The sequence below is a fragment of the Microvirga solisilvae genome, assembly GCF_022808595.1.
Taxonomy (GTDB): domain Bacteria; phylum Pseudomonadota; class Alphaproteobacteria; order Rhizobiales; family Beijerinckiaceae; genus Microvirga; species Microvirga solisilvae.
The window spans coordinates 44,623-57,647 of sequence record NZ_JAKUCN010000012.1; the positions used below are offsets into that span (position 1 = coordinate 44,623).

The window sequence follows — 13,025 nt, forward strand, 5'->3', positions numbered from 1 at the left end:
TGGTCGGCTAAGCTCCCCTCAATGAGGCGACGGGTCAAGAGCCTTGCCGACAATGCCAAAATGAATCTTTAGGCTAATGCCCTGACGTCAGGGCTCTTTGTCGATTCCCGTCGCTTTGACCAGAATTTCCGCCAGTTCCGGCGTGCAGGCGAGAACAGGGTTGCCTTTGCGCAGCCCATCCTTGGCCAAGAAGTTGTTGGTCCAGCCGCCTGCTTCCTCGATGATGAGAAGGCCCGCGAGCACGTCCCAGGAATTGATGTGCAACTCGCAATAGGCATCGGTGCGGCCGTCTGCAACGTAAGCGAGGCCGAGCGTGCCCGATCCGCCGCGACGCACATTCGCCCCTGCCGCCTTGAGCTTCTCGACGACGGCGATGTAGGGCTCCGCAGGAAGGCGCGATGACCAGCCGGCCTCCACCGTGGCCTGCTGCATGTTCTTGAGCCCGCTGACCTTGATCGCCTCGCCGTTCATGAAGACGCCGCGCCCGCGCTGGCTCGTGTAGAGCTCGTCCTGCATCACGTTATAGACCACGCCGATCTCGGTCCGGCCGTCGCGCACGAAGGCAATGGAGATGGCGAAATGCGGGATGCCACGGGCGAAGTTCGCCGTGCCGTCGATGGGATCGACCACCCACACATCGCGCTCGAAGGAGCCGCCACCCTCTTCGCCGAAGAACGAGTCCTTCGGGAACAGCTCGCCCAGGCGTCTGCGGATAAGCTCCTCGACTTCCGCATCGGTGGCGGTGAGGAAGTCCTGCGGTCCTTTGAGGTCCGGTAGCTGGGAGCGCGGGCGCTCCAGGAAGCGCTTGCGCGCCAATACTCCTGCCTCGCGCCCGATGGCGCAGGCGGCGGCAAATCTCAGGTCCAGGCTATCGGTGGTCATGGCGTTCAGGCGTTCCCCTAGGATCAAAAAGGCGTCCGGTTTGTTGTCAGGCATTCATGAAGGTTCGTGAGAATGCGTAAAGCCGCACACTCTGTTTTAAGGAGAAGTCCCTGAACCTAGCGAAATGATTCTTTATTAGCCGGCTCAAATCAACTACGTTACAAACTAACCAGAACGGAATCCTACTCTCGTCGAATGTCCAGGCCCTCCAAAGAAGAACTTGCCCAAGTCGGAGCGCTCCCCTTCCGCATCAAGGACGGCAGGGTCGAGGTGCTGCTCGTCACATCCCGCGAGACCAAGCGCTGGCTGATCCCGAAGGGCTGGCCGATGAAGGGCAAGAAGCCGCACAAGGCCGCCGCCCAAGAGGCCGAGGAGGAAGCCGGCGTGAAGGGCGATATCAAGAACAAGCCCTTAGGCTATTACGATTACTGGAAGCGCCGCGCCTCGCATTTTGACCTGTGCCGGGTGAATGTCTATCCGCTCGAGGTCTCCAAGCAGCTGAAGTCCTGGCGAGAGAAAGGCCAGCGCGAAGCCCAATGGTTCGAGGTGGAGGAAGCCGCGCATCAGGTGCTGGAACCTGCGCTCGCGGACCTCATCCGCAGCCTGCCACACCATGTCGGCCATGCTTCTTCTTCTGAGGTAGCGGCCTGAAATTTACGTTCTTCAGGGAACGCAACGCTCTTCAAGAAGTCTTTCCTCATATCGAGACGGTCCTGCATTCAGCTTGGCCGGTTGCAGGCATGTTGGAAGGAGATTTCGATGAAGGCGCTTGTTTGGCACGGCACCACCGATATTCGCTGCGACTCCGTTCCCGATCCTCAGATCGAGCATCCGCGCGATGCGATCATCAAGGTGACAAGCTGCGCCATCTGCGGCTCGGATCTCCATCTTTACGATCACTTCATGCCGGGCATGAAGAGCGGCGACATCATGGGCCATGAGACCATGGGCGAGGTGGTCGAGGTCGGCGCAGAGTCGAAGGGCAAGTTGAAGGTGGGCGACCGCGTGGTGATCCCGTTCACCATCATCTGCGGCGAGTGCGATCAGTGCAAGCGCGGCAACTTCTCCGTCTGCGAGCGCACCAACCGCAACGGCCATATCGCGGCGAAGGCCTTCGGTCATTCCACGGCAGGCTTGTTCGGCTACACGCATCTTACCGGCGGCTATGCCGGCGGCCAGGCAGAATATCTGCGCGTGCCCTTCGCCGATGCCACGCATATCAAGGTGCCCAAGGGCATTCCGGACGAGAAGCTCCTCTTCCTGAGCGACATCTTCCCCACCGGTTGGCAGGCCGCCGTGCAATGCGACATCCAGCCGGACGACACGGTGGCGATCTGGGGCGCGGGCCCCGTGGGCCAGATGGCGATCCGGAGCGCGGTTCTGCTCGGCGCGAAACAGGTCGTCGTGATCGACCGCGTGCCTGAGCGTCTCGCCATGGCGGAAGCAGGTGGCGCAATCACCATCAACTTCGATGAAGAAAGCGTCATCGAGCGTCTCAACGAACTCACGAACGGCAAGGGCCCAGAGAAGTGCATCGATGCGGTGGGCATGGAAGCGCATGCGGCCGGCACGATCGATGCCATGTATGACCGCGTGAAGCAGGCGACGATGATGGAGACGGACCGTCCGCATGTGCTGCGCGAGATGGCCTATGTCTGCCGTCCTGCCGGGACGCTTTCCATCCCCGGGGTCTATGGCGGATTGCTCGACAAGATTCCCTTCGGCGCGATCATGAACAAGGGCCTCACCATTCGCACCGGCCAGACACACGTCAATCGCTGGACCGACGATCTTCTGCACCGCATCGAGGAAGGACAGATCGATCCGTCCTTCGTGATCACGCACACGGTCGGCCTCGAAGAGGGACCGGACATGTACAAGATTTTCCGCGACAAGCAGGACGGCTGCGTCAAGGTTGTTCTCAAGCCCTGAAGGTGAATTTCATGCGCTACGAAACTGCAAGAACTCGCAGGCAAGGTCACGCCGACACGGCCACCGATACGCTCGCACGCGGACTCGGCCTTTTCTCCATCGCGTTCGGCATCGCGGAAGTCGCGGCGCCCCGTGCGATGGCACGCGCCCTCGGCATGAAAGGGCAGGAGGGCCTGATCGCAGGTTACGGCCTGCGTGAGATCGCAACCGGCATCGGCATTCTCGCTTCGAAAGATCCGACGCCCTGGATCTGGGGCCGCGTAGCCGGTGACGCGCTCGATCTCGCGACGCTCGCAACGGCTCTCGAAGGCAAGAACCCGAAAAAGGAGAATGTCGGCATCGCCATGGCGGCGGTCGCCGGCGTCACGGCGCTCGATGTGTATTGCGCGCAGACGCTCAGCCGCGAAAGCCCGCATCCGCTGCCGCCGATCCAGGATTATTCGGACCGCACAGGCTTCCCGCAAGGCGTCGATCATTCATGGGGTGCCGCCAGCGACTTCGAGGTGCCGGATGACTTCCGCACGCCGGAACCTCTGCGACCCTACACGCAGCCGGACTTGCCACAACGTCCAATGCCGGGCTTATAAGTCAGGATGACGAAGCGGCAGGTATTTACGATCGGATATGAGGGAGCGGATGTGGACCGCTTCCTCACCACCCTGAAGGATGCGGGCGTGGAAGCTCTCGCCGATGTGCGGGCCGTGGCTTTGTCGCGCAAGCGCGGTTTTTCCAAATCGGCTTTGCGCGATGCGCTTGCGAGCCAGGACATCGGCTACGAGCATTTCATCAAGCTCGGCACTCCCAAGGAGGGACGTCAGGCAGCCAGGGCCGGCGACGGCGAATTGATGCGTCGCATCTATTGCGACGAGGTATTGGCAACGGACGAGGCGCAGGCGGCATTCCAGGATCTGGAAGCCATGGCTGGCGCGAAGCCCATCTGCCTTCTCTGCTTCGAGCGCGATCCCGTCAATTGCCACCGCCGGGTGCTGGCACAGAGGCTCGAGAAGCTGGGATTCGAGACGGTCGATCTGACGGTCTTGTGAAGGCAGCCGATGCCGACCGTGCCTTGATATAAAATTGCATTATTCCCCAAAGTCATCTATCCCTCGTTCCGGAATTACGTGATTTGCCGGGCCCTGGAGGCCTCGGCGCCATAAAAATTTCTCTGGGGGCTTCGATGAAGACGAAATTTGCAGCTTGTTTGATCCTCTTCTCGCTGTTGAGCCTTGCCTCGGCTTCGGCCGCGGAGTTGAAGCCTTATCAGAAGGAAGCGCTGAAGAAGCTTGAAGAGCTCCATGGCGGCATGTGGCCGATGGTCAGGCAACAATACCAGACCGTGATCGAGACCTCCTCCGAGAAGCAGGTGGAAGCCATCGTCAAGATGGTCTCTGAAGCACGAGGGAACGTGGCGGCCAGTCAGAACTCTGAAGAGGAGGAGACCGCCGATGCCGGAGGTCCTGACGCTTGGGAAATGTCCGAGGCGGTGCGCGAGGATCTCGAGAAGCAGATCAACAAGCCTTACGAGGCCTTCGTCGAGCATGTGGCGAAACTGGGCACTGCGCGCCATGTGATCGCCGGTGAGTCCAGCGCCGCTATCTACAAGGCTGAGACGGGCGCCCGTCTGAGCGCCGTCGGCGAGATGTTCAAGAAAAACACGTTCATCACCAACAAGTCCATTGCGGACGGGTTGGAAGAGATGCGCCTCGCGCGGCAGAAGCTGTTCGACAGCAAAAAATACCACAAGGTCAGCCTGCCCTTCGGCAATCCTCCGGACAACACGACCGACATTCGCACCATCGTCGCCGATGCCGTGGGCAGGATCACGACCCTCAACAACCAATTCGGCAAGATCGCAGCCGACATCAAGAAGCGCATGGATGCGATTCCTTACGGCGGCGGCGTCAACGTGAACAAGGCGATGCAGGATCTCGCGGATGAGCGCGAGCGTCATAACAAGGCCCTGAGCGCGGAAGTGACGAAGATCGTGGCTGAGATGAATCGCCGGATCGCCGAACAGGATCGTCCTTTGTTCAACTGGATGATCGAGCCCCTGAAGGCGGCAAAGCCGCAGGCTGGGCCGGTCGCTCGTAACTGAGCAATCAGGCGAACGACTTCCTCATAAACGCCTTCAGGATTTTTACATAATAGTGCTGCAAAACCTGGGACTTCGCTTTCTGATAGGCGAGGAACCGGCTTTGAGCCTATTCGCGACCGCTTACTGAAGATTACCTGCTTTCCGGATCACTCCATGACATCTCTGCCAGCTTGGAACACTGTCTTCAAATTCTTGGACAACCCCGACGATTCGGTTTCCGATCCGGTGCTCCAATCGCTCGGCAATGGATCTTTTGCCGTTGTCTGGAGCCAGAGCGATCCTGTGACGGGCGAAGGGCGCTTGTGGATGAGGATCCTCGGCGCGGACGGAACGCCGAAGACGGAGGCGACGGAAATCACCCTAGCGGCCGGCGTCGCGACACAAGCCAAGTTTGAGCCCGCGGTGGCTCTCCTGAGCAACGGCAATTTCGTCGTTACCTGGGAGGATTACAGCAATCTCGATGACGATGACGTCGTCGGCGTCAGAGGCAAGATCTTCGACGCAAACGGTGTCGGAATCGGCGATGATTTTCACATCAATTCGAAGCTCGAAGGGCCACAGTTCGAGGCCTCGGTTACCGCATTGGCGGGGGGCGGGTTTGCCGTTGCCTATTCGGATGTGAGCGGTGACGGCGATGGTTCGGGCGTGCGAACCCGTATCTTCGATGAGATGGGGCGTCCCGTTCTCCGGCCGGGAGAGGACCCGGATGCGATCGACGATATTTTCGCGAATGCCATCAAGACGAGAGGTCAGGTCAATCCGGCCACGGCGGCGCTGAAGGATGGTGGTTATGTCGTCGTGTATGAGGATTACAGCGTGTCGGGCGATGATCCCTATACGACCCTCCGCGGCCGTATTTTCAAGGCGGATGGCACCCCGGTCTCCGAGAATGATTTTCTCATCCCGCAAGCCGGAGCATCCGGAGGTAAGGGATACCCGGATGTCGTGACGCTGGCCGATGGCAAGTTCGTCGCCGTATGGGAATATGACAAGGACGACAGCGGCTACAAGACTGTCAGAGGTCGTGTCTTCAATGCGGACGGAACTCCTGCCGGCGATGAATTCGACATGCATCAGGGCGAGGATTCGCTCCAGCTGAGTCCTCGTATCGTGGCGCTGAAGGATGGCGGATTCGCCATTTCCTATAGCACCGGCGCGGCGGGCGATGTGCGGATCGCGACCTTTTCAGGAACGGGAGTGTTCCAAGCCAATACGCTCGTCGAGCTTCCTGAGAATGCTTCCCTGGAAGGTGACCCCAGCATCGCAGTGCTCGCGGACGGGCGCCTCGTTGTGTCCTGGGTCGATCATGATGTCGATACCGATACTTATGGAGCCCATGCCCAGATTTTCGATCCTCGCAGCGGTGCGGTGAATCTCCCGGGTACAAGCCAAGACGATCATTACATCGGCACTGGTCTCAATGACATCCTCAGTGGCTTTACGGGAAACGACAAGCTGGAGGGCGGAGCCGGTAACGACATTTTCGATGGCGGCTTAGGTGCCGACATCCTTATCGGCGGCACCGGAAACGACACCTATTATATTGATAACGGCGATACCGTGATCGAAGAGGGCGGCGGCGGATATGACATCATCATCGCCTCCTACAGCGCCGCGCTCGGCAACAACACGCAGGTGGAGGTGCTGCAAGCAGCCGCTGGAACCGTCGGGTATAGCCTGAGCGGCGGCAACATGAACGATACGCTGATCGGCAATAGGGGGCATAACGTCCTGAATGGCGGCACGGGCAATGACCGCATGATCGGCGGCGCCGGCAACGACATCTATTATGTCAACAGCCGCTATGACGTCGTCTCCGAAACTGGTAGTGCGAACGGCAACGATCTGGTGGTGTCGTATGTCAACTACACGCTTGGCGCCTATGTCGAGAGGCTCACAGGTATCGGCTCCAGTGCCATCTCGTTGACCGGCAATTCGCTCGCCAACACGATTATCGGCAATACCGCCGCCAACGTCATCAAGGCCGGCTCCGGCAACGACAAGATCTACGGCGGCTATGGCAACGATTTGCTTTATGGCAACACAGGACGCGATATCTTCGTGTTCAACACGGCCCTGCACAGCGCGCGCAACAAGGATCGGGTTCTTGACTGGGTGACCCGCGACGACACGATCTACCTAGAGAACGCGATCTTCAAGGCGCTCAAGAAGACGGGCACGCTGAACAAGGCGTACTTCACGGTTGGCGCCAAGGCGACGGATAAATACGACTTCATCGGCTACAACAAGGCCACGGGCGATCTGTGGTATGACGTCAATGCCAACAGGTCAGGTGGGCAGTACTTCTTCGCCAATGTGGGCAAGAACAAGGGCCTCACCAACGCCGACTTCGTTATTATTTAAACGCGAACTTATCGCGTAGGCCGCAACCCACCCTTGCATCAAGGGTGGGTTTTTCTTTGCAATTTTGCGAAACATGGCGCAGTGAAATTGTCTATGGCGTTCGAAAGTATACAGTTTTCGGAAAAATCCTTGCGTTTCTGCAACTGAGGAATTCTTGAAAAGACTTACGCTCCCGCTTCCTCCTTGCTCCGCACCGCAAACCCTTTCAATGTAAGGAAATAATGTTTCAAGCAGGAATAAGGCCTGCGTATTTCCTATGGGGCTATAACGATGGCACTGAAGATTTGGGGTCCTGAGCGTCTTTTGAATGTGGCTACGTCCGCTGGTGAGGCTCAGCCCAGTGTCAAAACTTTTCCTGATGGAAGTTATATCGTCGTTTGGGCCGGTGAGAATGTCGGCGGCGACACTGATGGGTGTATCGTAGGGCGCCTCTTCAATGCGGATGGTACGCCGAAAACGCCCCAATTCCGGGTCAACTCCACGGCCGTGGGCACCCAAAGATCTCCCGAGGTCACGATCCTGAAGGATGGCAAGTTTGTCGTAACCTGGGAGGACCTCGGCGGCGCCCCTGCCGTCGGCATCGACATTCGCGCCCGGATCTTCAATGCCGATGGGTCGGTCTATGACCGTGATGGTAACGGCTTAAAAGATGATCCTGATTTCGTCGTCAATACTCTGACTTCAGGCAACCAGATTACACCCACCATTACCGCTCTCTCGAATGGCGGCTTCATTGTCGCTTACCAAAGCCCTCAGAGCTTTGATGAGAATATTCTGGCGCAAGAATACAATAGCTCAGGCGTGCCCCAGGGAAGCGAGATAAGGCTCAACCTCTCAACCGCAAATCCCCAGCGTCTTCCCGTGATCGCCGGTCTTAGCGGTGACCGTTATGTCGCTCTTTGGGTCGATAACGGACCAACGGACGACGTGGGTATCTACACAATCCGCGGCCGCATCATGTCTGCGGGTGGCACGGCGGTCTCGGGTGAGTTTCTCGTGCCGAGTTCCCGCGGTTCGAAGCAGGATATCGCCGTTACCGAACTCGCCGACGGTAAGTTCGTCGTTTCGTGGACGCATTTCGTTTCATTCGACACGAACGGAGGCTCGGATGGTAGTGGAGCAAGCGTAAAAGCGCAGATCTTCAATGCTGACGGCACGATGTATCGCGGTGAATTTCTGGTCAATACACCCACTGAAGGGTTCCAGAAACAGCCCTCGATTACAGCTCTTCCCGATGGCGGATTCGCTGTTGCGTATATTGATTCCAGCACAGGTCAAAGCCAAATTCGTCTTGCTCTCTTCGACAAGGAAGGGGGACGCTCCCTGGAGGATATTTTCGTTGGGCCTCCTCCCGGTGCAAGCATTTCTTCAAAAGTTGTCGTCAGGACGTTGGCCGATGGCCGACTGTTCGTATCCTGGGATGAAAGCAGCACGAGCCGGACAGACGATGTCGTCGGTGTTCGCGGCCAAATCGTCGATCCACGTTCCGTTGCCGTCAACCTGACCGGAACCAATGGCAGCGACGATTACTACGGTACGGTCTACAGCGATAAGCTCGATGGTGGCGACAGTGCCGATAAGCTTCACGGCGATCTCGGCAACGATACCCTGATCGGCGGCAAGGGAGGCGATACCCTCGACGGTGGTCGCGCAGGCGTTGATGTGAGCCTCGACGGAACCGACTATGCCTCCTATGCCACGGCGGGTGAAGGTGTTACCGCAAACCTGTCGAATGCTGCACTCAATACGGGTGATGCCGCAAACGATGTCTATATCTCCATCGAGGGCCTGATCGGTTCGGATCACGCAGATCATTTGTCCGGCGACAATGCTGCCAACACCATTCTCGGCGGCGCTTCGAGCGACCAGCTGTTCGGCAATGGCGGCTCTGACGTTCTCGAAGGCGAGGGTGGCGATGACGCACTCGATGGCGGCCTCGGCGCGGACGTTATGCGCGGCGGTGCGGGCAACGATACGTATTATGTCGACAATGCTCTCGATAGAGTCGAGGAGCACATCGGAGAAGGCACCGACAAGGTCTATGCATCGGTCAGCTATGCGCTTGAAAACGGCATGGAGATCGAGGAACTTCATGCCCAGGCCGGTACGTCCAACATCAATCTCACCGGCAATAACCTCGGCAACAAGCTTTTCGGCAACAATGGCGCCAATGAACTGAATGGCGGCGCGGGCGCCGACACGCTCGAAGGCGGCCTTGGGGACGACGTCTACGTCCTCGACAATATCGGTGATGTGGTCACCGAAGCCGCAGGCGATGGCACGGGATCGGACACGGTGGTGATCGCAGCCAATTTCGGCGGCGGGACATACCGGGTCGGTGACTATGCCAACGTGGAGAATCTCAGGGTTCTCGATGGAGCCGGAAAAGTTGATCTCCTCGGCAACGCACTGGCCAACAAGCTCACGGGCAACAGCGCCGACAATTCCATCGAGGGCGGCAGCGGCAACGACACGATCGATGGCGGCGGCGGCGTGAACACGGCCGTCTTCACGGGCGTGAAGGCTAACTACACCGTCACGAAGAATCACATGGACGGCACGTATACCGTTGTCGATAACGTGGGCGGCGATGGGACCGATACTCTCAGCAACATCAGGTATCTGAAATTCAGCGACGGCCTCCTCGATCTCGAGCAGGCTCCTTCTACCCTCTCTATCGCTGCCACGAACGCAGCGCAATCCGAGGGCGATGACGGCTTCACCCTTTTCACCTTCACCGTTACGCGCAGCAGCACCGACGGCGTTTCGACGGTGGATTGGAATCTGACAGGCCTCGGCGGCATCGGTGCCGCTGAGCTCGATGATTTCGACGGGCCGACCAACGGAAGCATCAGGTTCGAAGATGGTCAGGACAGGCATGTCATCACCTTGAGGGTGAAGGGCGACAAGATCCTCGGCGAGGGACACGAGACCTTCTCGGTCACCCTGTCCAACGCTGCGGATGCCACCATCTCGACAGCTGTCGCGACAGGAACGATCATCGATGATGATGTGCTTCCCGTGCTCTCGATTGCAGCAACCGATGCCATCAAGGCGGAAGGCGATACGGGCTTCACGCTCTACAATTTCGTCGTCACGCGAAGCTCCAACTCTGGCGTTTCAACCGTCAAATGGACGGTCAAGGGCATTGGAGCCGATGCGGCCGAGGACGACGATTTCGCCGAACTCTCCGGCGAGGTGAGGTTCGAGGATGGTCAGACGAGCCAGATCATCTCCGTCAGGGTGAGGACGGACACGATCCTCGAGGGCGACGAGACGTTCTCGATCCAGATTACGGATGCCACAGGCGCCACCATCATGACCGATACGGCTTATGGCACGATCGGAAACGATGACATCCCGGTCGATACGGCTCCGACCGGCATCCGCTTCACCACGGGCGGCATGACCGCCTGGATCGACGAGAACAAGGGCGCCGGCACCGTGGTCGGCACGATCACCGCTGACGACGACAAGGGCTCGGCGGGGTTGCGCTATTCCATCACAGACAGTCCTTTCGAGATCGATGCCGTCTCGGGACAGATCCGCGTGAAGAACGGCGCCACCCTCGATTTCGAGGGCGTGAATACCTACACGGTGACGGTGACCGTGACCGATCTCAACGGAACGGGACAATCCATCAGCCAGGATATCGTCATCAACCTGAACGATATCGCCGAGAAGGCGGTGCGGATCGACTTTAACGATTCTCATGTCCTGAAGGTCGGAGCGGCTGATCCGGGCGCACGAGTTGCCGTGGCGGCGGCATTTGATGTCGATGCCTCCGGAGGGTCTGCTAACCTCTATCGGTTCGACAATGGACAGAGCACGACGCCGGACGGCCTGTTCGTCATCAACGCGAATACGGGCGAGATCACGACGACACGCGCCCTGACGGCTGCGGATGTGGGAAGCAAGACTCTCAATGTCGTTGCCTATGACGCCACGAATCCGTCCCTGTTCATTGTCAAGTCACATGTGGTCACCATCGTCGGACAGGACAACGCTGCTCCGACTGATATCGCTCTCTCAAAGACGAGCGTCGCGGAGAACAGCCTTGGCGCTCTCGTCGCGACTTTGAGCGCGACCGACCGGGACGGGGCCTCGGATATCGACCGTTACGAAATCCTCACCGATGAGGACGACAAGTTCGAGATCGAAGGCAACGAGCTGCGGCTCAAGGCCGGCGTCGACCGCGAGGCTAAGAGCTCGCACCAGGTGACGATCCGAGTCTTCGACAAGGCGGGCAACCACTACGACGAAACCTTCAAGATCTCCGTCACCGATGTGAACGAGAAGCCTACGGATATCGTCTTCGACGACATTCATGTGCTCAAGATCGGCGCGACATCCGTGGGATCGAATGTCTTCAAGTCGAATGCGACGGATCTCGATGTCACGGAAGGTTTCGCCACCAACCTTTATCGGTTCGATAATGGATTGACCACGCTGGATGGCCTGTTCACGATCAACCAATATACGGGCCAGGTCACTCTTGCCCGGGCTCTGACGGCGGCCGATGCCGGAAAGCGGACACTCACTGTCGTTGCTTATGACGCCTCGAACGGCACGCTCTTCCAGGTGCGGACGCAAGAGGTGACGATCCTTGGAGCCGGCAATCTGGCGCCGACGAACCTCACGCTCTCCGGAAAGACGATCCTGGAGAACAGCGTGGGCAAGACGCCGATCGGTACCTTCGCGACAACGGATACGGACCTGGGGGATACCTTCACTTACACCATCGTGTCCGATCCTGATGGCAAGTTCGCCATCATCGATGGCCAGTTGGTCCTGAAGGAGGGGGCGACGCTCGACTACGAGGTGAAGAGCTCGCACCAGATCACCGTGCGAGTGACCGATAGCGGCAATAACTCACGCGATCAGGTCTTCACGATCGACGTGGGCAATGCCAACGATGCCCCCACTCGTATCACTCTTTCGAATGTCTTCGTCGATGAAGACGCTGCCGACGACCATTCTATCGGTAGCCTCCTGACGATCGACCAGGACGGTTCGGGTTCTTACGTTTATGAGCTGCTGAATGATGCGGACGGACGCTTCAAGCTCAGCGCGGACGGCAAGTCGATCCTTGTCGCCGACCGCACGAAGCTCGATTACGAGACAGCCACGCAGCATACGATCCGCGTCAAGGTGACGGACGGCAGCCACGAGCGTATCGAAGAGATCGTCATCAAGCTGAACAACAAGCTTGAAGACGGCTCGCCCGAGATCATCGTGGACCGGGCCATAACCACAGCCGTGGACGATGGGACGGAAGTGAACCCCTTCGATGGAGTGCATTTCTTCGATCCCCAGGATGACGATCTGACCTTGCGGATTTCCTTCGACTCCGCGTCGGGCGATCTCGTTCTGCAGGAAGGTATCGTCCCGACGGACCGTGAGCTGATGGGCGACGGCACGCTCGTCTATACCTTCGAGGGAACCTATGGCGCGCTCGCCATCATCATGGATGTGCTGCGCTTCAAGGCAAAGCCGCAGCCGACCATGGAGGCAGGGACGGTTATCACCACGCCGTTCACGATCGAGATTTCCGATAGCACGTCGCTTGTCGTGAACACTGAAGTGAAGGTGAAAACCACCATCGCGAACCGCGCGCCGAGCAACATTACGCTCAGCAAGGATACGGTCTCGGAGATCGTCGGCGGTGAGGTGGGCATCCTGTCGGCCACCGACCAGGACAATGCCACCTTCTCCTACGAGCTCATCAATTCCGCCGGCGGGCGCTTCGCGC

The 13,025-nt window shown here is 58.7% G+C and carries 8 protein-coding genes; 7 read left to right on the forward strand and 1 reads right to left on the reverse strand.

Annotated elements, in window-relative coordinates; translation table 11 throughout:
• Positions 1-87 precede the first annotated feature (87 nt).
• Positions 88-882, reverse strand: coding sequence for an inositol monophosphatase family protein (locus MJ639_RS17420; RefSeq protein WP_243375580.1), 795 nt, complete (start codon positions 880-882; stop codon positions 88-90).
• 195 nt (positions 883-1,077) lie between these two features.
• On the opposite strand from MJ639_RS17420, the gene MJ639_RS17425 reads away from it, so the two are divergent.
• The 7 genes from MJ639_RS17425 to MJ639_RS17455 form a co-directional block, all read left to right on the forward strand.
• Entirely contained in the window at positions 1,078-1,533 is a 456-nt protein-coding gene (locus MJ639_RS17425) for an NUDIX hydrolase (RefSeq protein ID WP_243375584.1), read from the forward strand.
• Positions 1,534-1,641: 108 nt separating this feature from the next.
• The gene (locus MJ639_RS17430; protein ID WP_243375587.1) at positions 1,642-2,814 is read left to right on the forward strand and encodes a zinc-dependent alcohol dehydrogenase; all 1,173 of its coding nucleotides are present in this window, start codon (positions 1,642-1,644) and stop codon (positions 2,812-2,814) included.
• A gap of 11 nt (positions 2,815-2,825) precedes the next feature.
• Positions 2,826-3,401: a cyclase dehydrase gene (locus MJ639_RS17435; protein ID WP_243375590.1), complete on the forward strand. Its 576-nt coding sequence runs from the start codon at positions 2,826-2,828 to the stop codon at positions 3,399-3,401.
• A 6-nt stretch (positions 3,402-3,407) separates the two neighbouring features.
• Entirely contained in the window at positions 3,408-3,857 is a 450-nt protein-coding gene (locus tag MJ639_RS17440; RefSeq protein ID WP_243375592.1) for a DUF488 domain-containing protein, read from the forward strand.
• A gap of 134 nt (positions 3,858-3,991) precedes the next feature.
• Positions 3,992-4,909, forward strand: coding sequence for a hypothetical protein (locus tag MJ639_RS17445; RefSeq protein ID WP_243375594.1), 918 nt, complete (start codon positions 3,992-3,994; stop codon positions 4,907-4,909).
• Between the two features lie 153 nt (positions 4,910-5,062).
• Positions 5,063-7,273, forward strand: a complete 2,211-nt coding sequence (locus MJ639_RS17450; RefSeq protein WP_243375597.1) for a calcium-binding protein — start codon at positions 5,063-5,065, stop codon at positions 7,271-7,273.
• Positions 7,274-7,543: 270 nt separating this feature from the next.
• On the forward strand, positions 7,544-13,025 hold a 5,482-nt coding region (locus MJ639_RS17455; RefSeq protein ID WP_243375599.1), incomplete at its 3' end, for a cadherin domain-containing protein.